The 25,497-nt window shown below is 77.1% G+C and carries 18 protein-coding genes and 1 tRNA gene; 12 read left to right on the forward strand and 7 right to left on the reverse strand.

Going from position 1 to position 25,497, the window contains the following annotated elements; all coding sequences use genetic code 11:
- Positions 1 to 15: 15 nt before the first annotated feature.
- The gene (gene selA / locus D5H78_RS14735; protein ID WP_119951253.1) at positions 16 to 1,308 is read right to left on the reverse strand and encodes an L-seryl-tRNA(Sec) selenium transferase; all 1,293 of its coding nucleotides are present in this window, start codon (positions 1,306 to 1,308) and stop codon (positions 16 to 18) included.
- Positions 1,309 to 1,397: 89 nt separating this feature from the next.
- On the opposite strand from selA, the gene D5H78_RS14740 reads away from it, so the two are divergent.
- The 7 genes from D5H78_RS14740 (at position 1,398) to D5H78_RS19830 (ending at position 9,271) form a co-directional block, all read left to right on the forward strand.
- Positions 1,398 to 2,543, forward strand: coding sequence for a peptidase M42 (locus tag D5H78_RS14740; RefSeq protein WP_119951254.1), 1,146 nt, complete (start codon positions 1,398 to 1,400; stop codon positions 2,541 to 2,543).
- A 195-nt stretch (positions 2,544 to 2,738) separates the two neighbouring features.
- Positions 2,739 to 2,833: transfer RNA gene (locus tag D5H78_RS14745), tRNA-Sec, on the forward strand.
- Positions 2,834 to 2,867: 34 nt separating this feature from the next.
- Entirely contained in the window at positions 2,868 to 4,613 is a 1,746-nt protein-coding gene (gene selB / locus D5H78_RS14750) for a selenocysteine-specific translation elongation factor (protein WP_119951255.1), read from the forward strand.
- Positions 4,614 to 4,637: 24 nt separating this feature from the next.
- Positions 4,638 to 5,420 carry a carbon-nitrogen family hydrolase gene (locus D5H78_RS14755; RefSeq protein ID WP_119951256.1) on the forward strand — a complete coding sequence of 261 codons (783 nt, stop codon included), beginning with the start codon at positions 4,638 to 4,640 and terminating at the stop codon, positions 5,418 to 5,420.
- A 4-nt stretch (positions 5,421 to 5,424) separates the two neighbouring features.
- Positions 5,425 to 7,113 carry a redoxin family protein gene (locus D5H78_RS14760; RefSeq protein WP_119951257.1) on the forward strand — a complete coding sequence of 563 codons (1,689 nt, stop codon included), beginning with the start codon at positions 5,425 to 5,427 and terminating at the stop codon, positions 7,111 to 7,113.
- Between the two features lie 85 nt (positions 7,114 to 7,198).
- Positions 7,199 to 8,878, forward strand: coding sequence for a sodium:solute symporter family protein (locus tag D5H78_RS14765; RefSeq protein ID WP_119951258.1), 1,680 nt, complete (start codon positions 7,199 to 7,201; stop codon positions 8,876 to 8,878).
- A 12-nt stretch (positions 8,879 to 8,890) separates the two neighbouring features.
- Positions 8,891 to 9,271: a hypothetical protein gene (locus D5H78_RS19830; RefSeq protein WP_218566651.1), complete on the forward strand. Its 381-nt coding sequence runs from the start codon at positions 8,891 to 8,893 to the stop codon at positions 9,269 to 9,271.
- A gap of 159 nt (positions 9,272 to 9,430) precedes the next feature.
- Here D5H78_RS19830 and D5H78_RS14775 read toward each other — a convergent pair whose 3' ends face one another.
- Both D5H78_RS14775 and D5H78_RS14780 read right to left on the reverse strand, forming a co-directional pair.
- Positions 9,431 to 11,824: a putative bifunctional diguanylate cyclase/phosphodiesterase gene (locus D5H78_RS14775; RefSeq protein ID WP_119951259.1), complete on the reverse strand. Its 2,394-nt coding sequence runs from the start codon at positions 11,822 to 11,824 to the stop codon at positions 9,431 to 9,433.
- A 293-nt stretch (positions 11,825 to 12,117) separates the two neighbouring features.
- Positions 12,118 to 13,374 carry an MFS transporter gene (locus tag D5H78_RS14780; protein WP_119951260.1) on the reverse strand — a complete coding sequence of 419 codons (1,257 nt, stop codon included), beginning with the start codon at positions 13,372 to 13,374 and terminating at the stop codon, positions 12,118 to 12,120.
- A gap of 205 nt (positions 13,375 to 13,579) precedes the next feature.
- Between D5H78_RS14780 and D5H78_RS14785 the strand changes: the two genes are divergently transcribed.
- The gene (locus tag D5H78_RS14785; protein ID WP_119951261.1) at positions 13,580 to 13,927 is read left to right on the forward strand and encodes a hypothetical protein; all 348 of its coding nucleotides are present in this window, start codon (positions 13,580 to 13,582) and stop codon (positions 13,925 to 13,927) included.
- A gap of 87 nt (positions 13,928 to 14,014) precedes the next feature.
- Positions 14,015 to 14,809, forward strand: a complete 795-nt coding sequence (locus tag D5H78_RS14790) for an SDR family NAD(P)-dependent oxidoreductase (protein WP_119951262.1) — start codon at positions 14,015 to 14,017, stop codon at positions 14,807 to 14,809.
- Between the two features lie 78 nt (positions 14,810 to 14,887).
- Here D5H78_RS14790 and D5H78_RS14795 read toward each other — a convergent pair whose 3' ends face one another.
- Positions 14,888 to 16,609 (reverse strand): flavin monoamine oxidase family protein, encoded by a 1,722-nt coding sequence (locus D5H78_RS14795; protein ID WP_119951263.1) that lies wholly within the window; start codon positions 16,607 to 16,609, stop codon positions 14,888 to 14,890.
- 198 nt (positions 16,610 to 16,807) lie between these two features.
- Here D5H78_RS14795 and gabT point away from each other — a divergent pair, with 198 nt between their 5' ends.
- The 3 genes from gabT (at position 16,808) to D5H78_RS14810 (ending at position 20,552) form a co-directional block, all read left to right on the forward strand.
- Positions 16,808 to 18,160 carry a 4-aminobutyrate--2-oxoglutarate transaminase gene (gene gabT, locus D5H78_RS14800; RefSeq protein ID WP_218566652.1) on the forward strand — a complete coding sequence of 451 codons (1,353 nt, stop codon included), beginning with the start codon at positions 16,808 to 16,810 and terminating at the stop codon, positions 18,158 to 18,160.
- Between the two features lie 145 nt (positions 18,161 to 18,305).
- Positions 18,306 to 19,037, forward strand: a complete 732-nt coding sequence (locus tag D5H78_RS19590) for a DUF4190 domain-containing protein (RefSeq protein ID WP_177891252.1) — start codon at positions 18,306 to 18,308, stop codon at positions 19,035 to 19,037.
- Positions 19,038 to 19,193: 156 nt separating this feature from the next.
- Positions 19,194 to 20,552 (forward strand): GDSL-type esterase/lipase family protein, encoded by a 1,359-nt coding sequence (locus D5H78_RS14810; RefSeq protein WP_119951265.1) that lies wholly within the window; start codon positions 19,194 to 19,196, stop codon positions 20,550 to 20,552.
- 96 nt (positions 20,553 to 20,648) lie between these two features.
- Here the strand turns inward: D5H78_RS14810 and D5H78_RS14815 are convergent, their stop codons facing one another.
- From D5H78_RS14815 to D5H78_RS14825, 3 genes are read right to left on the reverse strand one after another with little or no spacing between them, the layout of a single operon-like run.
- Positions 20,649 to 23,285 carry a putative bifunctional diguanylate cyclase/phosphodiesterase gene (locus D5H78_RS14815; protein WP_119951266.1) on the reverse strand — a complete coding sequence of 879 codons (2,637 nt, stop codon included), beginning with the start codon at positions 23,283 to 23,285 and terminating at the stop codon, positions 20,649 to 20,651.
- Positions 23,286 to 23,341: 56 nt separating this feature from the next.
- On the reverse strand, positions 23,342 to 24,781 hold the full coding sequence (locus D5H78_RS14820; protein ID WP_119951267.1) for an aldehyde dehydrogenase family protein: 1,440 nt from the start codon (positions 24,779 to 24,781) through the stop codon (positions 23,342 to 23,344).
- Positions 24,778 to 25,425, reverse strand: coding sequence for a helix-turn-helix domain-containing protein (locus D5H78_RS14825; RefSeq protein ID WP_218566653.1), 648 nt, complete (start codon positions 25,423 to 25,425; stop codon positions 24,778 to 24,780). The genes D5H78_RS14820 and D5H78_RS14825 overlap by 4 nt, the downstream gene beginning before the upstream one ends.
- Positions 25,426 to 25,497: the final 72 nt, after the last annotated feature.

Consider the following 25,497-nt stretch of genomic DNA (forward strand, 5'->3'; position numbering starts at 1 on the left):
CCGCCGGCCGTGGCCTCAGCGGGGCAGGTCGAGGACCGCGCGGGCGAGCGCGTCGTCGTCGGCCGGGTCGACGGCGCGCAGGTCGAGCAGGCACTGCCCGCGCTCGGTCCGCCCGACGACGGGCACGGCGCCGGTGCGCAGCGGCCCGGCGCAGGCCTCGGGCAGGGCGACCGCCCAGCTCGCGAGCTCCACGCCGGGGGCCCCACCGCCGCCGACCCGGGCCGACGAGGGCACCGCCCGGGCGGGGAGCCCGGCGGCGGCCAGGCGCGCCGCGAGCGCCTCGGCGCGCGGGCGCAGCTCGTCGTCGGCGTGCACCGCGAGGGCGCGGGCCACCGGCGGGGCGGGCCCCCGGAGCGTCGCCTCGAGCGCGGCGAGCGTCAGCTTGTCGACGCGCACCGCCCGTGCCGCGGGGTGCCGCCGGAGCCGATCGACGAGGCCGGCCTGCCCGAGCAGCAGCCCGCACTGCGGCCCGCCGAGCAGCTTGTCGCCGCTGGCGGTGACGAGGGCCGCCCCGGCGCGCAGGGCGCTGTCCGCGTCCGGCTCGTCCGGCAGGAGCGGGTGCGGCGCCAGCAGGCCCGAGCCGATGTCGGCGACGACGGGGACGCCCAGGCCGGTGAGCGCCTCGACGGGCACCTCCGCGGTGAAGCCCTCGACCCGGTAGTTCGACGTGTGCACCTTGAGCACGAACGCGGTCGCGGGCCCCACGGCGGCCTCGTAGTCGCGCAGGTGCGTGCGGTTCGTCGTCCCGACCTCGCGCAGCCGGGCCCCCGCGCTCTCGAGGAGCTCGGGGATGCGGAACCCGTCGCCGATCTCCACCAGCTCGCCGCGGCTGACGACGACCTCGCGGCCGGGGGCGAGCGCCAGCGCGCAGAGCAGCAGCGCCGCGGCGGTGTTGTTGACCACGTGGACTCCGCCGGCGGCCGGCACGGCGGCGGCCAGCGCGGCGAGCGCGCCCCGGCCGCGCCGCGCGCGCTGCCCGGTCGCCAGGTCGAACTCGACGTCCGTGGTGCCGGCCGCGTCGGCGACGGCCCGACGGGCCGCGGCCGACAGCGGCGCCCGGCCGAGGTTGGTGTGCACGACGACGCCGGTGGCGTTGAGGACCGGGCGCAGCCCCGGCGGCGCGGCGAGCGCGGCGAGCGCGGCGTCGGCCACCCGCTCGGGGGCGACCTCGCCCGCCCGCGCGCGCTGCTGGGCGTCGAGCACCGCGGCCTTCACGGCCTCCCGCCCGCGCTCGCCGACGTACGGCGCGAGGCGCGGGTCCGCGAGGAGGGCGTCGGTGCGGGGGATGCGGCGGCGGGGGTCGTCCACGTGCGCCTCCCGCCCTCGTCGTCCGCCCGGTGCTGCCGGGGCCAGCACAGCACACGCCCGCGCCCGGGGCGCGGCGGGCCACCGGCCGCATGGGCGGCGTGGGCCGGGGCAGGCGGGGGCGGGCGGCGCGCGGGCGCCGCGCGACGGGGAGGCGACCGGTGGACGAGCAGGACCGCGCAGCGCTGCAGGAGCTGCTCCGTGCGTACGGGCCCGTCGGGCAGGAGGACGAGGTCCGCGAGGTCGCCCGGCGCCGGCTCGAGCCGTCCGTCGACCGCTGCTGGCAGGACCCCGCGGGCAACGTCGTGGGCCTCGTCCGCGGGACGGACCCTGACGCCCCGGCGGTGCGCGTCACCGCGCACCTCGACGAGCTGTCGATGCTCGTCAAGCGGGTCGAGCCGGACGGCAGCCTGCACGTCACCCCGCTCGGCACGATGTACCCGGGCAACTTCGGGCTCGGCCCCGTCGCGGTGCTCGGCGACGGTCGGCACCTGCCCGGTGTGCTCGCGCTCGGCTCCGAGCACACCACGCAGGAGACGCCACGGGTGTGGCAGACCAAGCCCGACGGGGGCGACCAGGCGCTGGACTGGACGCACGTCAGCGTCTTCACCGGCCGCTCGCCCGCGGACCTGGCGGACGCCGGCGTGGGCCCGGGGACGCGGGTGTGCGTGGACCGCAGCAAGCGCGGCCTCTTCGACGTCGGGGGCTTCGTCGGGTCGTACTTCCTCGACGACCGGGCCGCCGTCGCCGCCCTGCTCCGGGCCGCCCGCGAGCTCCGCGGCGGCACCCGGCCCCGCGCCGACACGTACCTGGTGCTCAGCGTCGCCGAGGAGATCGGCGGCGTCGGGGCCTCGTACGCCTGCCGCACCCTCCCCGGCGACCTCGTCGTCGCGCTCGAGGTCGGCCCCGCCGAGGCGGAGTACGGGACGAGCGTCCACGGCGGTCCCGTCGTGGGCTACAGCGACGCGGCGGGCGTGTACGACAAGCGCGTCGCGGACCGGCTCTGCGCCGCGGCCCGGGCCCGCGGCGTCGTCGCGCAGCCCGCCGTCCTCGGCGCCTTCGAGTCCGACGCGTCGCACGCCACGGCGGCCGGGCTCTCCGCGCGCGCCGGGCTGCTGTGCCTGCCGACCCTGAGCACCCACGGGTACGAGGTCATGCCCGCCACCGCCGTCACGGACGTCGCCGCGGTGCTCGTGGAGTTCCTGCGGCAGCCGGCGGAGCGCGAGGGGCCGGTCTGACCCCACCCTGCCGTGATCGTGCGGGGTGGTGCGGCGACCCCTCCCTGCCGCGGTCATGCCCAGCCGCGGGGGCGCTGCCCGTCCCCGGCCTGCCGTCCGCGCAGCGGGAGGAGCGCCATCCCCGCATGATCGCGGCGGGGAGGGTGGCCCCGGGGGCGCGCTGCCCGGGGGCCGGGGTAGCGTCGGCGGCTGCGGGGAGGCGTTCCCAGGCTGGTGCCTGGCGCGGTCTTCAACACCGTTGTGGCCCGGGACCCGGGTCAGGCGGGTTCGATTCCCGTCCGCCTCCGCCACCCCGCCCGCGCAGCACGCCCGCAGGAGGCCCCGATCCACGTCGTCGCGACCGCGGGGCACGTCGACCACGGCAAGTCCACGCTCGTCCGCGCGCTGACCGGCATGGAGCCGGACCGCTTCGAGGAGGAGCGCCGGCGCGGGATGACCATCGAGCTGGGGTACGCCTGGACGGACCTGCCCGGCGGCGAGCGGCTCGCGCTCGTCGACGTCCCCGGGCACGAGCGGTTCGTCCCGACGATGCTCGCCGGGGTCGGCCCGGTGCCGGCGGTGCTGCTCGTCGTGGCCGCCGACGGCGGCTGGATGCCGCAGTCGACCGAGCACCTCGAGGCCCTCGACGCGCTCGGCGTGCGCCACGGCGTCCTCGCCGTCACGCGCTGCGACCTGGCCGACCCCGGACCGGCCACGGCCGAGGCCCGCGAGCGCCTGCGCGGCACCGGGCTGGAGGGCGTCGAGGCGGTCGCGGTGAGCGGCGCGACCGGGGCCGGGCTGGACGACCTGCGCGCCGCCCTGGGCCGCCTGCTCGCGTCGCTGCCCGCGCCCGACCGCGCCGCTCCCGTCCGGCTGTGGGTCGACCGCTCCTTCTCCGTCCGCGGCAGCGGCACCGTGGTCACCGGGACGCTGCCCGCCGGCTCCGTCGGCGCGGGCGACGAGCTCCGGCTGGGCGAGCGCACCGTGCGGGTCCGCGGCGTGCAGGCCCTCGGCGCGCCGGCCGAGCGCGTCGGCGCCGTCGCCCGGGTCGCGCTCAACCTGCGGGGCGTCGAGCGCGAGGAGGTCGGCCGCGGCGACGCGCTGACGACCCCGGGGGCGTACCTCACCACCGACGTGGTCGACGTCCGCGTCCACGCCGACGCGGCGGGGCTGCCCGAGCGCCTCGTGCTGCACGTCGGCTCGGCGGCCCTCGCGGTGCGGGTGCGCCCGCTCGGCGCGGCCGCGGCCCGCCTCGCGCTGCCGTCGCCGCTGCCGCTGCGCGTGGGCGACCGGATGCTGCTGCGCGACCCGGGGCGGCACCGGGTGGCGGCGGGGGTGGACGTGCTGGACGTACGGCCCCCGCGCCTCGCCCGCCGCGGCGCCGCCGCCCGCCGCGCCGAGGTGCTGGCCGATCTGGGGCCGCGCCCGGACGTGGCGTCCGAGCTGCGCCGCCGGGGCCTGGCCCGCGCCGCGGACCTGCGGGCCATGGGCGTCGAGGTCGGCGGGACGCCGGTGGCCGGGGACTGGCTGGCCGACCCGGCGCACTGGGCGCGGCTGCGCGAGCGGCTCGGCGCGCTCGTCGACGAGCACGCCCGGGAGCACCCGCTGCAGCCGGCGGTGCCCGTCGACGACCTGCGCCGGCGGCTCGGCCTGCCCGACCGGTCGCTCGTCGCGGCGCTCGTCGGGCCGCCGTACGCGCTGCGCGAGGGCCGGGTCGGGCGGCCCGCCGCCGGCCCCGCGCTGCCCCCGCCGGTGCAGCGCGCGGTCGACGCCGTCCGCGCCGACCTCGCGGGCGCCCCCTTCGCGGCGCCCGACGCGGACCGGCTGGCCGCACTCGGCCTCGGCCCGCGCGAGCTGGCCGCCGCCGTGCGCGCGGGCGCGCTGCTCAAGGTCGCCGAGGGCGTGGTGCTGGCGCCCGACGCGCTCGACCGGGCCGGCGCGGTGCTGGCGGGCGTCGAGCAGCCGTTCACGCTGTCGCAGGCCCGCCAGGCGCTCGGCACGAGCCGACGGGTCGCCGTACCCCTGCTGGAGCTCCTCGACCGCCGCGGCACGACGCGGCGGCTGCCGGACGACCGGCGCACCGTGCGCTGACGGCGCGCCTGGCAGAGTGGTCGGGTGCGCACCGCCCTGCTGCAGCTGGCCACCGACCTCGACCAGCCGCTCGCGGCGCGCGTCGAGCGCGCCGCCGCGCTCGTGCGCGAGCAGCGCGGGGCCGACCTCGTCGTCCTGCCGGAGCTGTGGCCGGTGGGCGCGTTCGGGTACGACGGCTGGGCCGACGCCGCGGAGCCGCTCGACGGCCCCACCGTGCGGGCGATGGCGGACGCGGCGCGCGACACCGGCGCGCACGTGCACATGGGCTCCTTCGTCGAGCGCGACGGCGACCGGCTGCACAACACCTCCGTGGTGCTGGGACCCGACGGGGAGGTCGCGGCGACGTACCGGAAGGTGCACCTGTTCGGCCTGCACTCCCCGGAGCGCGGCGAGCCGTCCCTGCTGAGCCCCGGCGAGGGGCCGGTCGTGTGGGACGCGCCGTGGGGGCCGACCGGGCTGGCGACCTGCTACGACCTGCGCTTCCCGGAGCTGTTCCGCGCGCTCGTCGACCGCGGGGCCCGCACCCTGCTGCTCGTCGCCGGCTGGCCCGAGCCGCGCATCGCGCACTGGTCGCTGCTCGTGCGCGCCCGCGCCGTCGAGGACCAGCTGCTCGTCGTGGCCTGCAACGCTGCCGGCCGGCAGGGGTCGACGGCGCTCGGCGGGCGCTCGCTCGTCGTCGACGCCTGGGGGGCGCTGCACGGCGAGGCGTCCCCCTCCGAGCAGGTCCTGGAGGTGGACGTCGACCCGGCGGCGACCGACGGGGTGCGCGAGCGGTTCCCGGTGCTCGACGACCGCGTCCTGCGGTGAGCGCGTGAGGGTCCGCGCGCCGCGCCTCGCGGGCCGCGGGTGGGTGGGTGCGGAACGGCTCGACCTGCCCGACCTGCGCGGTCGGGTCGTCGTGCTGCACTTCTGGACCGCGGGGTGCGTCAACTGCCTGCACGTGCTCGACGAGCTCCGGCCGCTGGAGGCCGCGCACCCCGACGTCGTCGTCGTGCTCGGCGTGCACTCGCCGAAGTTCCCGCACGAGGCGGACCCGGCGGCGGTCCGCGACGCCGTGTCCCGGCACGGGGTCGCCCACCCGGTCCTCGACGACGCGGACCGGGCGACCTGGGGGGCGTACGCGGTCTCGGCCTGGCCCACGCTCGTCGTCGTCGACCCGCGCGGCTACGTCGCGGCGACGTACGTCGGCGAGGGCCACGCCGCCGAGCTCGCCGGCACCGTCGAGCGGCTCCTCGACGAGCAGCGCGCGCACCTGCGCCCCGGCCCGCCGCCGGGCGTCGCCCCGCCCGGGGACCCCGGGGGGCTGCGCTTCCCCGCCGGGCTGCTGCGCCTGCCCGACGGCGGGCTGCTCGTCGCCGACACCGGCCACCACGCGCTCGTCCGGCCCGACGGCACCCGCGTCGCCGGCGACGGCACCCGCGGCCCCGGCCCGCACCGCCTGGCAGAGCCGCGGGGGCTGCTCCTGCTCCCGCCCGGCGTCGCCGCGCGGGCCGGCTACGACGTCGTCGTCGCCGACACCGGCAACCACGCCCTGCGCGGGCTCCGGCTCGCCGACGGGTCGCTGCGCACCCTGCTCGTCGTCCCGCGCTCGTCGCCCTGGGACGTCGCCTGGCACGAGGGGCGGGTGGTCGTCGCGGCGGCGGGGCTGCACCGGCTGCTCGCGTACGACCCGCTCGGCGGGACCGTCGCCGACCTCGCCGGCACCGGGCGCGAGGGGCTCGTCGACGGCGCGCTGGCGGACGCGTGGTTCGCGCAGCCGTCGGGGCTCGCGGTGGTGGGCGGGGACCTGTGGGTGGCCGACGCGGAGTCCTCGGCGCTGCGCCGGGTCCGGGGCGGGCGGGTGGCGACGGCGGTGGGCCAGGGGCTCTTCGCGCACGGTCACCGCGACGGGCCGGGCGAGGAGGCGCTGCTGCAGCACCCGCAGGGGCTCGTGGCGCTGCCGGACGGCGCGGTCGGCGTCCTCGACACGTACGACGGCGCCGTCCGCCGCTACGACCCGGCGTCGGGCCGGGTCACCACCCTCGCGACGGGGCTCGCCGAGCCGGTCGCCGCGGTCGTCGACGGCGGCGCGCTGCTCGTGGTGGAGTCCGCGGCCCACGCGCTGCGGCGGGTGCCGCTCGGGCCGGGCACGCAGGTCGGGGTGCGGCAGGAGCAGCGGCGCGCGCCGCAGCCGGTCGCGCCCGCCGCCCGCCTCGAGGTGCGCTTCGCCCCGCCCGAGGGCGAGGCGCTCGACGAGCGGTACGGCCCCGCCACCCGCCTCGCCGTCGCCGCCGCGCCCGCCGCTCTGCTGCGCGGGGGAGCGGGGCGCGCCCCGGGCCTCGTACGGGACCTCGAGCTGGACCCCGCCGTCGGCGAGGGCGTGCTGCTCGTGTCGGCGTCGGCCGCCTCCTGCGGCGCCGGTGAGGACGCCGTGTGCCGCGTCCACCAGGGGGAGTGGGAGCTGCCGGTGCGCGTCGACCCGTCCGGCGGGCCCCGCATCGTCACCGACCTGCGTCCCTGACCCCCGTTTCGCCCCGGGTCGTACGGGGGACCGCCCTCCGTGCGCGCGGGCAACGAACGCTCCGTGCCGGGTGAGAGGAGCACGGATGCTGGTCTCCGCGGAGGAGCTCCGCCTGGACGCGGTCGCCGTCGACTACGCGATCGTCGCGATCTTCTTCGTCTTCGTGCTGGGCATCGGGTTCCTCGCCCGCCGGGCCGTGTCGACGAGCCTGGACTTCTTCCTGTCGGGGCGCTCGCTGCCCGCGTGGGTGACGGGCCTGGCCTTCATCTCGGCCAACCTCGGCGCCATCGAGATCGTCGGCATGTCGGCGAACGGCGCGCAGTACGGCATGGCGACGATGCACTACTTCTGGATCGGCGCGGTCCCGGCCATGCTGTTCCTCGGCATCGTCATGATGCCCTTCTACTACGGCTCCGGGGTGCGCAGCGTCCCCGAGTTCATGCTGCGCCGCTTCGGCCCCGGCGCCCACCTCGTCAACGCGATCAGCTTCGCGCTGGCGCAGGTGCTCATCGCGGGCGTGAACCTGTTCCTGCTCGGCTCGGTCGTCGAGGTGCTGCTGGGCTGGCCGCTGTGGCTGTCGGTCGTCGTCGCCGCCGCCATCGTGCTGACGTACACCTTCCTCGGCGGGCTCTCGGCGGCCATCTACAACGAGGTCCTGCAGTTCTTCGTCATCGTCGCGGCGCTGCTGCCGCTGACCCTCGTCGGCCTGCACCGCGTCGGCGGCTGGGGCGGCCTCGTGGACGAGGTGAGCGCGAGCCCCGGCGGCGCCGAGCAGCTGTCGGCCTGGCCCGGGAACGCCCTGTCCGGCTTCGGCTCCGACGTCCTGTCGGTCATCGGCATCGTCTTCGGCCTCGGCTTCGTCCTCTCGTTCGGCTACTGGACGACGAACTTCGTCGAGGTGCAGCGCGCCATGGCGACGAAGAACATGAGCGCCGCGCGCCGCACCCCGATCATCGGGTCGTTCCCGAAGATCTTCATCCCCTTCATCGTCGTCATCCCCGGGATGATCGCCGCGGTCGAGGTCTCCGAGCTCGTGCAGTTCAAGGCCGAGGGCACCGGCAGCGTCGACTACAACGACGCGCTGCTGCTCCTCATTCGCGACCTGCTGCCCAACGGCCTGCTGGGCCTCGCGCTCACCGGCCTGCTCGCCGCGTTCATGGCGGGCATGGCGGCGAACGTCAGCTCGCTCAACACCGTCTTCAGCTACGACATCTGGCAGACGTACATCAGGAAGGACCGCCCCGACGCGTACTACCTGCGGGTCGGCCGGGTCGTGACGGTGGTCGGGACCGTCGGCGCCATCGGCACGGCGTTCGTGGCCTCGGGCTACGCGAACCTCATGGACTACCTGCAGCAGCTGTTCTCCTTCTTCAACGCGCCGCTGTTCGCCACGTTCATCCTCGGCATGTTCTGGAAGCGGATGACGCCGACGGCCGGCTGGGTCGGCCTCGTCGCCGGCACCCTCTCCGCGGTCACGGTCTTCGTGCTCTCCGAGACCGGTGTGCTAGACCTGCCCGGCCAGGGCGCGGCGTTCCTCGCGGCCGGCGTCGCGTTCGCCGTCGACATCGTGCTCAGCGTGCTCGTCACCCTGCGGACGCAGCCGAAGCCGGACTCCGAGCTGCGCGGCCTCGTCTACTCGCTGACGCCCAAGGAGCAGCGGACCGAGCAGCCCGTCGGCGAGGACGCGGTGTGGTGGCGGCGCCCCACGCTCCTCGCGGGGATCTCCTTCGCCCTCATCGTCGTCCTCAACATCGTCTTCGCCTGACCGGAGGGCACCATGGCGCACACCCCGTCCACCTCCCCCTCCTCCGGCGGCCCGTCGGGCCCGTCCTCCGGCCGGCGCGAGAAGGCCGGCGCGTTCGACGTCCGCACGGTCATCGGCGCGCTGCTCGTCGTCTACGGCGTGATCCTCACGGTCATGGGGCTGTTCTTCACCACCGAGGAGCAGCTCGCGAAGGCCGACGACCTCAACATCAACCTGTGGACCGGCCTGGGCCTGCTCGTGGTCGGCGGCCTCTTCCTGCTCTGGGTGCGGCTGCGGCCCATCCTCGTGCCCGTCGACGAGGTCGAGCAGCAGCGCGACGGCCAGGACGCGCACGGCGTCGGGGAGCCCGGGGCGTCGCGGCGCACCACGGGGACGGGCGGCGGGGAGGCCTGACGCGTCGCCCATGAGGGGCACCCCCAGGCGGACGCTGCGCCCATGAGGGGCACCCCGAGGCGGGATCTGCGCGTGAGGGGCACCCCCAGCAGAGTCGAGTCTGCTGAGGGGCACCCTCAGGGGCCGTGAGCGCCTGGGGGTGCCCCTCATGGGGACGCGTCAGGCGCTGGGGCGCAGCGCGTACGGCCCCGGGCGCGGCACCGGCACGGCCGCTGCGGCGACCGCGGGCACCGGCGCGACCGGCGCACGCTCCAGCGACCGGCGGAACTCGGCGGCGGGCACGGGCCGGCCCAGCAGGTACCCCTGGCCGACCTCGACGCCGGCCGCCAGCAGGGCGGCGCGCTGCGCCGGCTCCTCGATGCCCTCGGCGACGACCACGAGCCCCGAGCCGCGGGCGAGCTCGACGGTGGCGCGCACGACGGCCGCGTCGGTGGGGCGGCCGAGCATGCCGGCGACGAAGCGCCGGTCGATCTTCACCTCGTGCAGCGCGGTGCGGGACAGGAACGTCATGGACGACCACCCCGTGCCGAAGTCGTCGACGCTGAGGTGCACCCCGAGCGCGTGCAGGCCGCGCAGCACGCGGTCGACGACCTCGAGCTCGCTCTTGGCGACGGTCTCGGTGACCTCGAGGACGAGCGCGTCGGGGGCGAGGCCGTGGCGGGCGAGCCGGTCGGCGACCCGTACGGGCAGGTCGGCGTCGAGCAGCAGCCGCGCGGACAGGTTCACGGCGACCGGCACGTCGTGGCCCTCGCGGCGCCAGGTGGCAGCCTCGGCGAGCGCGAGGTCGAGCACGTGGAGCGTGAACTCGCCGACGAGCGAGCTGGCCTCGACCTGCGGCACGAAGGCGCCCGGCCCGAGCAGGCCCCGCTCGGGGTGCCGCCACCGCACGAGGGCCTCGGCGCCCACGACGCGCCCGGTGCGCAGGCACTCCTTGCGCTGGTAGTGCAGCACCAGCTCGCCGCGCCGCATCGCCCCGCGCAGCTCGCCGAGCACGCCGAGCGCCTGCGCGGTCGAGCCGTCGCGCGCCGGGTCGTACGCCTCCACGACCGTCCCGCCGCTCTTGGCGACGTACATGGCGACGTCGGCCCGGCGCACCAGCTCGCCGACGCCGGGGTGGTCGCCGCGGCGGGCGTACGCGACGCCGACGCTCGGCTCCACCCGCACGGCCATGCCGGCGAGGGGCAGCGGGTCCTCGAGGGCGTCGACGAGGTCGCGGACGCGCCGCTCCCCCTCCGCCTCGTCCGCGAGCCCCTGCAGCAGGACCGCGAACTCGTCGCCGCCGAGCCGGGCGACGAGCCCGTCGCCGGCGGCCGCGACGAGCCGCTCCGCCACGAGCACGAGCAGCTCGTCGCCCGCGGTGTGCCCGAGGCCGTCGTTGACCTGCTTGAAGTGGTCGAGGTCGAGCAGCGCCAGCGCCACCACGGGCGAGCCGCCCGCCGGCGCGAGGGCGTCGGCCATGGCCCGGCCGAGCAGCACGCGGTTGCCGAGGCCGGTCAGCGGGTCGTGCTCGGCCTCGTGGGCGCGGCGCCGGTGGGTGGCCGCGTTGCGGACCGCGGTGGTCAGGGCGCTGAGGTACGTCGTGAGGCTCGCCTCCTCCCGCGGCGTCAGCGCGACCGCGCCGCCGAAGTGCAGGCGCACCTCGCCGACGGTGCCCGACCCGTCCCGCAGGGGGCGCACCACCTCGGCCCGGCCGTCGCCACCTCCCGCCCGCACGGGGCCCAGGGCCGCGTCGGTCACCTCGACCACGACCTGCTCGGCGCGGAAGAGCGCCGCCAGGTCCGCCACCGCCCGCTCGGCCACGGCCTGCGGGTCGAGCACCGCGAGGCGGGACGTCGCCTCGGACAGGCCCTCCCAGGTCTCGCGCTCGAGGCGCGCGTCGAGGCGGTTCCGGTACGCGGACTGCAGCGCCAGCAGCAGCGGGGGCAGGGCGAGCAGGAGCTTGGGCTCCCACTGCAGCAGGGCTAGCACGCCGAGGGCGGCGAGGACGTTGCCGAGCGTCGTGAGGACGGTGAGACCGATCCCCTCGCGCATCAGGTCGCGGACGCGGAGGCCCTGCGAGAGCGCGACGGCGAGGGACACGACGACGTCGCTCACGACGGTGAAGACGACGGCGGCGAGGACAGCTCCCATGGCGACCAGGCCTGCGCCCGCGGAGGCCAGGGGGCCGTAGACGGCGCTGGCGAGGCCGGCGCCCACAGTGGCGCTGGCCGCGTTGACGAGCACCTTCGGACGCGGGAGTCCCTCGATGCGCTGGGCGAGGAGCATGGCGGCGCAGGCGCACAGGGTGACCCACGCGCCGGGCAGCACGAACACGGCGAGGACGATCGCGGCCTCGAGCCACGTGGTGCGGACACGGTGGCTCCCCACGCGCACATCCAGGCGCAGGAAGATCGCGCAGAGCATCGTGGTCGCGCACGCTAGGACGTCGATCGCCCTGGGCGCGGGGTGGGCCGCCGCGATGGCGATGGCGATGGCGACGGTGAGGACGACGGCCGCCGCGCATCCCGCGACCAGCAGGCGGAGCGGGTCCCGCCCACGGGTGCCGGCGTCCACGTCCCCTCCTGTCCTTCGCGTCGTCGTCCACCGGGCCCTTCGGCCCTCGTCGCCTGCACCTGAGGTCCCGGCACGACGAAGGGGCGGTGCTCGGCGCACCGCCCCTTCGTGACTCCTGGTTCGAGCTCGCGGCTCAGGCCCACATCTTGCTCATCCCGCGCACCTCCCCCGGCTCCCGCCGGGGGCCGGGGCCCGCCGCGCGCTGTGTCGTCGTCATGCACACAACGTTAGGAATCCGGGGATGTGGCGCGCGACGGCCACGCTGCGTAACTTCTCAGGGGCTGTGTGACCCGCTAGTCGCTCAGCGTGACCGATCCAGGGCTCATGGTCACTGCAGGTGAGGCGGAGGTCCCGGGCGCACCGGGCCGGAGGACCCGCAGGGCGACGAGGCAGCCGAGCGCCCCCGCGAGGGCCATGACGGTCCCCGGCGCGAGGTGCTCGGCGAGGGCCCCGGCGAGCACGAGGGCGAGGCCCTGCCCGCCGGCCATGCCGGCGCCGACGACGCCGAAGGCCGTACCGCGCAGCCGGTCGGGCACCGCGGCGACGAACGCGGCGCTGGCCGGCAGGTTGTAGGACGAGCCCAGGCCGGACAGCACGAGCAGCGCCGCGACCACCGGCCACGGCGGCGACGCCAGGCACGCCACGAGCGGCAGGCACGCGAGCAGCGCGAGCGGGCCCATGAGGCGCAGCCGGGTCGCGGCCGGCACGAGCCGGGCCAGCAGCACCGAGCCGACGACCGTGCCGAGCGGGTTCGCCGCGAGCAGGAGGCCGACGGCGACGCCGCCGGCCGCGCCCGCGTACGGGACCGCGAGGGCCTCGGGCACCACGTAGGCGGCCGACAGCCAGGCGAGCGTCGCCAGGCGGCGCAGCGCGGGGTCGCCGAGGACGAGGCGCCCGCCCTCGCGCAGCCCGCCGAGGTGCCGGGCCAGCGCGCCGGAGCCGGGGGCGCCGCCGCCCGCGGCGGGGCGGGGGGCGAGGGAGCGGAGCAGGAGCGCGGACAGCGCGTACGTCCCCGCGTTGGCCAGCAGCGCCCCCTGGGTGCCGAGGAGCAGCACGCCGAGCCCGCCGAGGAGGAAGCCGAGCACCTGCGCGGCCTCGCCGGTGACGGTGACGACGGCGGCGCCGACGACGTACCGCTCGCCGGTGAGGATCGCGGCGGTCGTCGCCGCGCGGGCGGCCGTGAAGGGGGCGTCGAGCAGCGCGACGAGGAAGAGCAGGACGAGGAGCACCGCCACCGGCACCCCCGGCAGCGCCATCGCCGCCACGAGCAGGGCGCGGGCGACGTCGCAGCCGACCATGAGCTCGCGGCGGGGCAGGGCGTCGGCGAGCCCGGCGAGGAGCGGGGCGCCGACGAGGACGGGCAGGAAGGTGACCGCGTACGTCGCCGCCGTCAGCAGCGGTGACCCGGTCCGCTCGTACACGAGCAGCGACAGCGCCACCGCCGCGAGCTGGTCGCCGAGCCGGCTCAGGAGCAGCGCCCCCCACAGCGCGCGGAACTCGCGCACGCGGAGGACCTCGCCGTACGACACCACGCGCCCGTCGCCGTCCACGGTCCTCCGCCCGCCGGGGTGCGGCGCCCCCGCGGGGGCGCCCGGTCCCTGCTCCCTCGGCAGCCGGACGGAGCGGCCTTAGCCCGGACGGGGGACCCGTACCGGTCCACAGCGGACGCACAGGGGCACGGCAGCCGCGGCACAGGGCCGGGGCCGAGCCTCTGTCCTACCGGCGCCGCAGGGGCGCCGCGGGAGAGGAGCGACCATGAGCGAGAGCACGCCCACCCCCCGGGTCCGCCGCGCGGAGGGCGCCGCCTGGTGGCGCGCGAACCTGGGCCGCCTGGGCGCGGCGACCGCCCTCAGCGCGGGCCTCGTGCTCGGCGGCTACGGCATCGCGGCGGCCACGACGTCCGACGCCGGGTCGGGGACGGGGACCAGCACGAGCGGGCGGGGGTACGTCCCGGCGGCCGCCGACGGCGCGGTGCCCCCGGCCGAGGACTGCCCCGGCGGACGGGGCGGCGGCGTGCCGCCGGAGGGCGTGGTGCCCGAGGGCACGGCGCCCGAGGCCACCGCGCCGGAGAGCGGCGCGGCGGCGTCGTACGGGACCGTCTGACCGGGCGGCCGCGCGGGCGGGGGTGCCCGCCCGCGCCCGCGGGTAGGCCCGCCCCGGAGCGGAGGCAGCGGGTCCCGAGGAGGCAGCGTGCAGATCGACCTGAGCGGGCGCACGGCCCTGGTCACCGGCTCGACGCAGGGCATCGGCCGGGCCGTCGCCGTCGGGCTCGCCCGGGCCGGTGCCACGGCGGTCGTCAACGGGCGCGACCCCGACCGCGTCGCGGCGGTCGTGCGCGAGCTCGAGCAGGAGGTGCCGGGGGGCGCGTTCCGCGGGGTCGCCGCCGACGTCGCCACGGCCGAGGGCGCGCGCACGGTCCTCGAGGCGGAGCCGGTGGTGGACGTGCTCGTCAACAACCTGGGGATCTTCGGCGCCAAGCCGGTGCTCGAGGTGGACGACGACGAGTGGCGCCGCTACTTCGAGGTCAACGTGCTGTCGGGGGTGCGGCTCGCGCGGGAGTACCTGCCCGGCATGGTCGAGCGGGGCTGGGGGCGCGTGCAGTTCGTCGCGAGCGACTCCGCGGTCGCGATCCCCGCGGAGATGGTGCACTACGGCGTCACCAAGACCGCGCTGCTCGCGGTGTCCCGCGGCTACGCCAAGGCCGTCGCCGGCACCGGCGTCACCGTCAACACGGTCATGGCCGGCCCCACGCACACCGGCGGCGTGGAGGACTTCGCCCGCTCGCTCGTCGGCGAGGACCTGCCGTGGGACGAGGCGCAGCGGCGGTTCATGCGCGAGCACCGCCCCCAGTCGCTCCTGCAGCGGCTCATCGAGCCCGAGGAGATCGCGAGCATGTGCACCTACCTCGCCTCCGACGCCGCGTCCGCCACCACCGGCGGCGCCCTGCGGGTCGACGGGGGCTACGTGGACGCGATCCTGCCGTGAGCGGCGGCTCCGCCATCTCCGCATGATCGCCGCAGGGAACGGCCGCCGCGATCATGCGGGGATGGCGGCGACGCGCGGTCAGTCGGCCTGGTCGGGCAGGACGAGGGGGGCGATGGCGTCGAAGGCGTCGCCGGGCCCGGGGTTGTCGGGGTGGGTGCGCCCGCCGAAGTGGGTCATGACGCCCCAGACGGCGTTGAGGGCGGTCTGCACGGCGCCCTCGGCCCAGCCGGCGGTCCAGGACACGTCGTCGCCGGCGAGGAACAGCCCGCGGTAGCGCTCGGGCAGGCGGTCCTGCTTGAAGTGGGTGAAGAGCCGCTCCTGGTAGCGGTAGTGGCCCGGCAGGTTGGCCTTGAACGCGCCCATGAAGTCGCGCTCGGCCTCCCACGAGATCGTCACGGGGGTGGCGATGATGTGCCGGCGCAGGTCGACCTTGGGGTAGACCTCCTTCAGCGACGCGAGCATCACCTCGAGCCGCTCCTCGGCCGAGAGCGGCAGCCACTTCAGCGAGTCGTCCGACCACGTGTACGACAGGCAGACCAGGCCCGGGCGGTCGGGCCCGTGGTCGAGGAGGTACGTCCCCCGCGTCATCCGGTCGGTGAGCGTCATCGACATGACGTCGCGGCCGGTCTCGGGGTCGGTGTCGCGCCAGAACGGGCGGTCCACGAGGGCGAAGAGCTTCGACGAGCCCATGTAGTGGGTGCGCTCGATCGCCGTCCAGTGGTCGATGGGGAACAGCGCGTCGTCGCACTGGATGCGGCTGAGCAGCATCCAGCTCTGGGCGGTGAACACGGCCGCGGGGTACGTGCGGATCTCGCCGCCCGCGTCGGTCACCGTGATGCTGCCCGGGTGCGTCCGGCGCAGGTGCGTGACCGCGGGCCGCGGCTGCCCGAGCGGGTGCAGGTCCGCGAGCGTGGTGCCGGCGGGCCAGTGGGCCATCCGCTCCGGAGAGCGCTTCCACAGGCGCAGCGGCAGCTGCTGGCTGCCGCCGACGATGCTGCGGTGCTCGTCGTCGAGGCCGGTGTAGACGACGCGCAGGATCTCGAGGATGGAGTTCGGGAAGTCCGTGTCCCAGCCGCCCGTGCCGAACCCGACCTGCCCGAAGATCTCGCGGTGCCGGAACGAGCGGAACGACGGCTGCTGCGACAGGAACCCGTAGAACGTCTGGTCGTCGAGCCGGCGCACCAGGTCGTTCCAGATCTCCTTGACGCGCGCGGCGTCGCGGTCGCGGATCGCCTCCTGCATCTCGTCGTAGCGCGCCCCGCTGACGAGGGCGGCGTGCCAGGCGTCGGCGACCTCGCGGTAGACCTTGGGCAGGTCGTCGAGGGTGCGCGCGTAGTGCGACTCGCCCTTGAGGTCGATGACGGTGCTCGGGGTGGCGATGTCGAGCGGGTTGGGGAACGGCTTCGTGGTCAGCCCGACGGCGTCGACGTAGTGCCAGAACGCCGTCGAGGACGGCGGGAAGCGCATCGCGCCCATCTCCGCGACGACGCCCGGGTGGCCCTCGAACCCGACCGAGCGCAGCCGGCCGCCGATCTGGTGCGCCTCGTAGACGACGGGCTTGAGCCCGAGCCGCATGAGCTCGTACGCCGTGACGACGCCGGCGAGCCCGCCGCCGACGACCGCGACCTCGGTGCCGACCGCGGAGGCCGGGATGGTGCCGAGGCCCGCCGGGTGGCGCAGGTAGTCGTCGTACGCGAAGGGGAAGTCCGGCCCGAAGGCGGTGAGCGGGCGGGCCGCCCGGTCGGCCCGGTCGGCGTCGTACGGCTCGTCGTGGGCGGCGACGGGGACGGCGGAGGTCACGGGCGGGCTCCTGGGGTCGTCTGGGGCGGGCGCGCGGGCCCTCGTCGGAGGATCACCTCGGGTTGCTCCTCTGTCAACCCTGGTTTCATGGTGGCGGTGGCGACTACCGTGGTCGTGCCGGGACGCTGCCCGCAGCGGCGGCCCGGGCACCCCCTGCAGAGCACCCGAGCACCACCCCGAGCAGCCCCTGGAGGCACCGTGACCGGCACCGCGACGGAGAGGGCGACGGGCGCGCCCGCGCAGGAGCGCCGGCTGGTCACCGCCCTGCCGGGCCCCCGCTCGCAGGCGCTCCTCGAGCGGCGCCGCGCCGTGGTCTCGGCCGGCGTCGGCACCACGCTGCCGGTGTTCGTCGAGCGGGCCGGGGGCGGGGTGCTCGTCGACGTCGACGGCAACTCGCTCATCGACTTCGGCGCCGGCATCGCCGTGGTCAACGTCGGCAACGCCGCGCCGCGGGTCGTCGACGCGGTGCAGGCGCAGGTCGCCGACTTCACGCACACGTGCTTCATGGTGACGCCCTACGAGGGGTACGTCGCGGTCTGCGAGCGGCTCGCCGAGGTGACCCCGGGCTCGTACGAGAAGCGCTCGGCGCTGTTCAACTCGGGGTCCGAGGCCGTCGAGAACGCCGTGAAGATCGCGCGGCACGCGACCGGGCGCCAGGCGGTCGTGGTGTTCGACCACGCGTACCACGGGCGCACCAACCTCACGATGGCGCTGACGGCGAAGAGCATGCCGTACAAGCACCGCTTCGGGCCGTTCGCCGGCGAGGTCTACCGGGTGCCGATGTCGTACCCGTTCCGCGACCCCGAGGGCATGACGGGCGCCGAGGCGGCCGAGCGCGCGCTGCGCCAGGTGGAGGTGCAGGTCGGCGCCGGGAACGTCGCCGCGGTGCTCATCGAGCCGGTGCAGGGCGAGGGCGGCTTCGTCGTGCCGGCGCCCGGCTTCCTGCCGGCGGTGTCCGCCTGGTGCCGCGAGAACGGCGCGCTCTTCGTCGCCGACGAGATCCAGACCGGCTTCTGCCGCACCGGCGACTGGTTCGCCTGCGAGGACGAGGACGTCGTGCCCGACCTCGTCACCACCGCCAAGGGCATCGCCGGCGGCCTGCCGCTCGCCGCCGTCACCGGGCGGGCCGAGGTCATGGACGCGGTGCACGCGGGCGGCCTCGGGGGGACGTACGGCGGCAACCCGCTGGCCTGCGCCGCGGCGCTCGCCAGCATCGAGACGATGCGCGAGCTCGACCTGGCCGGTGCCGCGCGCGCGATCGGCGCCGCGATGCTGCCGCGGCTGCGCGCCCTGCAGGAGCGGCACCCGGTCGTCGGCGACGTCCGCGGCCGCGGCGCGATGGTCGCCCTCGAGCTGGTCCGCCCCGGCACGCTCGAGCCGGACGCCGAGACCACGCAGCGGGTCGCCCGGGCCTGCCACGCCGAGGGGCTCGTCGTCCTCACCGCCGGGACGTACGGCAACGTGCTGCGCTTCCTGCCGCCGCTCGTCATGCCCGAGCACCTGCTCGAGGAGGGTCTCGGCATCCTCGAGGGGGCCTTCGCCGCGCTCTGAGCGCGGACCGCCACCCCCGGCCCCGTGCCGCCTGGGGGTTGACAAAGGGCCGCTGATCTGCGACCGCCCGTTTCGGGGGCGGCGGCGCGGGGAGCCTCCGTGGCGGACGCGCCGGACCGTGGCGCTGCGAACGAGGAGGGGACGCATGGCCACGAACGAGAACGGTGCGACGTCGATCGGCCGCACCGGCGGCACGACCGGCACGGGGGACGACCGCATCGAGGTGCGCCACGCCGACGGGCGGACCGAGCGCTCCGGCGGGATGCGCGACCGGCTCGACCGCGACGGCGACGGCCGCCTCGACAAGGACGACGTGCGCGGGCGCGACACCGACCACGGCACGGCCCACCAGGGCGGCGGCGTGCGCGACCGGCTCGACCGCGACGGCGACGGCCGCCTCGACAAGGACGACGTGCGCGGGCGCGACACCGACCACGGGCGCGGGGGCTACCCGCCGGCGTACCAGCGGGCCGGCTACGACCCCCGCGTCGGGGACGACGTGGAGCACCGCGTCTCGCACAAGCCCGCCAAGACGAGCGCGGCGGCGGTCTTCGCCCTCGTGTTCGGCCTCGCGGCGCTGCTGTCGGTGCTCACCGTCATCCTCAGCCCGCTCGGCCTCGTGCTCGGCATCATCGGCATCGTGCTCGGCATCGTCGGCATGAAGATGGCCGGGCGGGTCGGCGTCACCGGCAAGGGCGTGGCCATCGGGGGTCTCGTGCTGAGCATCCTCGCGGTGCTCCTGGCCGCCGTGCTCGCCGCCGGCGTCACCACGTTCCTCAACGACGAGGGCGCCGTGGACCGACTCGAGCAGCGCATCGAGAACCTGCGCGACGACCTGCCGCAGGACGTCGAGGTGCCGGAGTCCGTCACCCCCTGACCGACCCGCCCCAGGGCCCCCACCCGCACGCCGGGTGGGGGCCCTCGCGCGTCGGGGTCGCGGTGCGTGAGGGGTCCGGGGCTTCCCGTGACGGTACGGGGGGTGGTAGACCTGCCCCGCTCGTCCGGTCCCTCCCCGTCGTCGTGGAGCGTGCGCATGCGTCCCGAGCCCCCCGCCCCGCCGTCCACGCTGCGCCGCCTGCTCGGCGCCGCCGCCGCGACCGCCACCGCCGTCGCCCTGCTCGTCGCGCCGCAGGCGCAGGCCGCGCCCGACCCGGCGGGCGGCGGCGCCGGCGCGTCCGCCGCGGCCCGCGCCGGGACGACGTACGCCGGCGTCTGGGGGTCGAGCCTGCAGGGCGTGCACGGGACCGCCCCCGACGCCACCGTGCGCCAGATCGCCAAGGTCTCGGTCGACGTCACGAGCGTCCGCGTGCGCTTCGGCAACCCGCACGGCGACGCCCCGGTGCGGGTGCGCGAGGCCTGGGTCGGGCGGCCGGTCGCCGACGGCTCCGCCCGCCTGGTCCCCGGCTCGAACCACCGCCTCACCTTCGACGGCCGGCGCTCGGTGAGCATCCGGCCCGGCGGGCAGGCCTGGAGCGACCCGGTCCCGCTGCGCGTCGCGGGCGGGCGCGACGTGGCGGTGAGCGTGTACGCGCCCGGCAGCCCGGTCAACGACCACACGTTCCCGCCGTTCCCCGCGGACCCGCCCGCGTCGTACATCGGCACCGGCGGCAACACCGCCGCCGAGGAGTCCGACCGGTCCTTCCCCGCGTACCCCGTGCTGCCCGGCGACGCGCCCAGCACGGAGACCGGCTACCACCCGGGGCAGACCTGGTGGGTGGACGTGGTCGCGGGGCGCGCGGCCGCCCGCGGCGCGCTGGTCACGCTCGGCGACTCCATCACCGACGGGTACCAGGCGGTGGGCCCGCCCGGGCGCCGCTGGACCGACGTGCTGGCCGAGCGGCTGCGCGCCGTGCCCGCGCGGCACCGGCTCTCCGTCGTCAACGCCGGCATCTCCGGCAACACGGTGAGCCGCCAGCCCAACCCGTACGACCCCACCGGCCAGTGCTGCGGCGAGCCCGCGCCGGTCCGGCTCCAGCGCGACGTCCTGTCGGTGCCCGGCGTGCGCACCGTGATGCTGCTCGAGGGCACGAACGACATCGGGGGCGGCGAGAACGCCGAGCCCGCGGCGGCGCGGCAGGTCATCGGGGGGATGCAGGAGGTCGTGCGCCGCGCCGAGGCGCGGGGGCTGCGCACGGTCGGCGCGACGGTCCTGCCGATGTGCAACCCGGCCGGCAGCGCGAAGGAGCGCGTGCGCCTGGCGGTCAACCGCTGGATCCGCACCAGCGGCGCCTTCGACGCGGTCGTCGACTTCGACCGGGTCCTGCGCGACCCCGAGGACCCCACGGTCATGCGGGAGGACCTGCGCCACGACTGCTACCACCCCAACGCCGCCGGTGACGCGCTGCTCGGCGCGGCCGTCCCCCTCGCGGCGCTCGGGGTGCGCGGCGGCTGAGCGGTCCCCCGGGAACCGCAGAAGGCGCCCCTCTCGCGGACTAGCCGCCAGAAGGGCGCCTTCTGCGGTACCCCGGGTGCCGCAGCGCGGGCGGGATCAGGACGCGCCGGCGCGGGCGGGCCCCTGCGCGAGCACGGCCGCCGGGGGCATCGGGCGGGCGATGAGGAACCCCTGCGCCTCGTCGCAGCCGACCTCGCGCAGGGCGCTGAGCTGGTGGGACTCCTCGACGCCCTCGGCGACGACGCGCAGCCCGAAGGTGTGGGCGGCGCTGACGATGAGGTGCACGAGCTCGCGGTAGCGCGGCTCGGTGGAGGCGACGAAGCTCCGGTCGATCTTGAGCGTGTCGACGGGGAGCCGCTGCAGCTGGCCGATCGAGGTGTAGCCCGTGCCGAAGTCGTCGATGGCGACGGACACCCCGAGCCGGCGCAGCGCGGCGAGCCGCTCGACGGCGACGGGGTCGTCGACGACGGTCGTCTCGGTGATCTCCAGGACGAGGCGCCGCGGGTCGAGCCCCGAGGCGGCGAGCGCGTCCTGCACGTCCTCCACGACGTGCCCGCCGGCGAGGTGGTGGCCGGACACGTTGACCGCGACCGTGACGTCGTCGCCGACGAGCCCCCCGCCGGTCCACGCCACGAGCTGGCGGGTCGCCTCGGCGAGCGCGAAGCGCCCGAGGTCCGCGACGAGGCTGCTCTTCTCCGCCACCGGGATGAACGCGTCGGGGGCGACCAGGCCGTGCCCGCGTCGCTCCCAGCGCATGAGCGCCTCGAAGCCGCGCACCGCCCCGCTCGGGACGTCGACGACCGGCTGGTAGTGCAGCAGGAACTCCCCGGCCCGCAGGCCGGAGCGGATGGCGTCCTCCAGCTCCGTGCGGTGCTGCAGCTCGCTGCGCAGCGCGTCGTCGAAGAGCTCGGCGCCGCCGCGACCGCCGGCCTTGGCGCGGTACGCCGCCGCGTCGGCCTCGGCGAGCAGGCGGCTGGCGGACCCGTCGCCGTCGCGGGCCACGGCGATGCCGACGCTCGCCCCGACGGTGACGTCGCGCCCGTGGGTGCGGACCGGCGCCGAGACCGCGGCGATGGTGCGGTGGGCCAGGTCGAGCAGCGCGCGCGGGTCGTCGTCGACCCGCTCGAGCAGCACGACGAACTCGTCCCCGCCGAGCCGGCACACCACGTCTCCGGAGCGTACGACCTGCTCCATGCGGTGCGAGACCTCCTGCAGCACCTGGTCGCCGGCGGCGTGCCCCAGGCTGTCGTTGACCCGCTTGAAGTGGTCGAGGTCGACGAAGAGCAGGCCGACGGCGGTGCCGGCGCGCCGGCCGCGGTGCAGGGCCCCCTCGATGAGGCGCAGCGCCTGGGCCCGGTTCGGCAGGGAGGTGAGCTGGTCGTGCGCCGCCTGGTGGGCGAGGGTCGACTGCAGCTCCTCGCGCTGGCGGATCGCGTGGACGATGCCGAGCAGCGAGGCGTGCACGGCGGCGCCGAGGGGGCCGGGCAGCGGGCGGGAGGTGGCGACGTCGCCGAGGTCGCCGCGCGCGACGCGCCGCGCCTGCTCCTCGACCTGGCGCAGCGCCGCGACGGTGGTGCCCAGCGCGCGTGCCGCCGTGCGCACCTCGCGCGGGCCGGACTCGCCGACGTCGACCAGGCGGCCCTCGCTGACGTCGCGCGCGTCCTGGGCGAGCCGCCCGAGCGAGCGGGTGAGCCCGCGCCCCACGAGGACGACGAGGAGCAGCGCGAGCAGCGCGGTGAGGGCGCACAGGGCGACGGTGGCGAGCAGCGCCGCGTGCGCATCGGCGCGCCGCTGGGCAGCGAGCCGCACGGCCTGGTCGGTCGCGGTGCGCTGCACCGCGGCCAGCGCGCTGTCCCGGGCGCCGGACTGCAGCTGCAGCCGCAGGACCTCCGGCACGCTGAGGACGTCGGCGCCGGTGCCGGCACCGGCCGCCCGCTCGCTGAAGGCGTCGAAGGCGCGCAGCGCGGGGTCTGCTGCCGCCCGCTCCCAGGCGGCCCGGACCAGCGGGGTGCCGAGGCCGTCCGTCTGCAGCCGTGCCGACCGGTAGGCGCCCCAGTACGTCAGCCAGCGGCTGCGGTTGGCCTCGAGGCCGGTGCCGAGCGGCACCCGGGTGCTGAGGAAGAGCGGGAGCTCGGTGTTCGCCGCCTGCGTCGTCGTGCTCACCACCTGCAGGTCGGAGATCGCGCGGAGCATGAGCGGGTCGAGCCCGTTGCTCAGCGCGACCGCCACCTCGGTGCGCTCCTCGCGCGCGAGGCGGTGCACCAGCGCGTCGTAGTCGTCGTAGAGCGCGACGAGGTCCGGGTCCTCGGCGTCGCGCAGCCGCCGCAGCTCGGCGGCGACCTCCCGGACCACGGCGCCGGCGCGGGTCCCCTGGGGCACGGCGGCCAGCGCCGCGTCGGTGCCCCGACGGGTGGCCCCCAGCTGCAGGCCGGTGACCACGCTCAGCCGGGTGGCGGCCCCCGCGTCGACGCCGCTGGCGCGCGCGAGCTCGGGGTCCTCGACGATGAGCTGGGTGAACGCGGGCAGGACCTCGCGGACCACCGCCGTGCGGGCCGCGCTCAGGGCGTCCACCGAGCGCAGGGCGGCCTCGGCCCGCGCAGCTGCCTCCACGTCGGCGTGCCGGTCGGCGACGAGGCCGCCCGAGGCCGCGACGCCAGCGGTCAGCGGCAGCAGGACGAGGGCGAGCAGCCGCCGGCGCAGGGAGCCGCCGTGGGGGGCGAGGGGGCTGGGCACCTCCGCCCATCGGCAGCGGCGGCCCGGACCTGCGGGGTCCCGGGCCGCCGCTGACGTCACACGTCGATGCCGGTGAGCACGAGGACCCGCTCCTCGGTGAGGTCGAGCATCGCCGCGCGCACGCCCTCGCGGCCGACCCCGGAGTCCTTGACGCCGCCGTAGGGCATCTGGTCCGCGCGGAAGCTCGGCACGTCCCCCACGACGACGCCGCCCACCTCGAGCACGCGGCCCGCGCGGAAGGCGGTCTGCAGGTCGTGCGTGAAGACGCCGGCCTGCAGGCCGAAGTCCGAGGCGTTGACCCGGGCGAACGCCTCGTCGACGTCGTCGTACGGCCCCACGACGACGACCGGGCCGAAGACCTCCTCGCAGGCCACCTTCACGTCGTCCGGGGCGCCGGTCAGGACGGTCGGCGCGAACGAGGCCCCCTCGCGCGTCCCGCCCGTGACGACCGTGGTCCCACGGGAAACCGCCTCGGCGACCCACTCCTCGACCCGGCGCGCGGCCCGCTCGTCGACGAGCGGGCCGACGTCGGTCGCCTCGTCGCGCGGGTCCCCGGTGCCGAGGGCCTCGACCTCGGCGACGAGCCGCTCCAGGAAGGCGTCGTACGAGGAGCGGTGCACCAGCACGCGCTGCACGGCGATGCACGACTGGCCGGCCTGGTACATCGCGAAGGTGGCCGTGCGCCGCGCGGCGACGGCGAGGTCCTCCGCGGAGGACCAGTCGGGGGCGACGACCACCGCCGCGTTGCCGCCGAGCTCGAGGGTGACGTGCTTGCGCGGCGCGGCCTCCTTGATGCCCCACCCGACGGGGACCGAGCCGGTGAAGGAGACGACCGGCAGGCGCGGGTCCTGCACGAGGGCGGCGGCCGCCTCGTTCGGCATGGGCAGCACCGACCAGGCGCCCGCGGGCAGGTCGGTCTCGGCGAGCAGCTCGCCGAGCAGCAGCGCCGTGAGGGGCGTCGCGGGGGCGGGCTTGACGACGATCGGCGCGCCCGCCGCCAGCGCGGGGGAGACCTTGTGCGCCACGAGGTTGAGCGGGAAGTTGAACGGCGCGATGCCGAGCACCGGCCCGCGGGGCGCGCGGCGCACCAGCGCCATGCGCCCCGTCGCGGCCGGGTCGGTGTCGAGGCGCTGCAGCTCGCCGGACCAGCGGCGGGCCTCCTCGGCCCCCCAGCGGAACGTCGACACCGCCCGGGCCACCTCGAGGCGGGCCCACCTCAGGGGCTTGCCGTTCTCGGCGGTGATGAGCGCGGCGACCTCCTCGCGGCGCTCGTGCAGGCGGCGGGACACGTGGTCGAGGGCGGCGGCGCGCACGTGGGCGGGGGTCGCCGCGAGCTCGTGGCGCACGGCGTGGGCGGCGGCCACCGCCTCCTCCACGTGCGCCGGGGTCGCGTCCCACGTCGCGCCGGCGAGGCCGTCGTCGTACGGGTGGCGCACCTCGACGACGTCGTCGCCGGTGGCCGTCCGGCCGGCGACCCAGTACGGCTGCGGGTTCATGCGGGCTCCTCGGGGTCGTGCGGGGCAGGGGCGGGAGGACCAGGGGTGCGAGCACCAGGGGGCAGGTCCGGGGTCCGGTCGTCCGGCAGTGCCGGCGCCAGGACCCAGAGGACCCGGGTCGGGCCGTCGGGGCGCAGGGACCGGAAGCTGTGCGGCGCCGCGGGGTCGAAGGTCAGCGCGTCGCCGGGCCCGAGCGCGGTGGCGCCGTCGTCGAAGCGCACCTCGAGCGCGCCCTCGAGCACGAGGGCCAGCTCGACCTGCGCCGGGAGGGCGTACCGCTCGTCGCCGCTGCCCCCGCCCGGGGCGACCTCGCCGAGGATGGCCTGCAGCCGCCGCTCGCCGCGCGGGGTGAGGAGGCGCTCGACCATCCCGCTGCCGCCGAAGGCGATCGCGGGCGCCTCGCCCGCTCGCACCACCTGGCCCGGCGGGGCCTGCTCGAAGAGGCTGCCGACGGCGATCCCGAGCGCGTCGCAGACCCGGACCAACGCGGCGACCGACGCCGTGGCCAGGTCGCGCTCGAGGCGCGACAGGAAGCCCTTGGTGAGCCCGCTGGCCGCGGCGAGCTCGGTGAGGGTCATGCGCCGGGCGAGGCGCACCGCGCGCAGCCGGGCCCCCACCTGGGCGTCCTGCGCGACGTCCGGCACGGGACCCCCTCGAGCGGCGGGAAACTCCTCGACGCCCCCAGGAAACCACAGTTGACCGACCGCGGGGAGGCG

Origin of the sequence: Vallicoccus soli, from assembly GCF_003594885.1 — a bacterium.
Classification (GTDB): Bacteria; Actinomycetota; Actinomycetes; order Motilibacterales; family Motilibacteraceae; genus Vallicoccus; species Vallicoccus soli.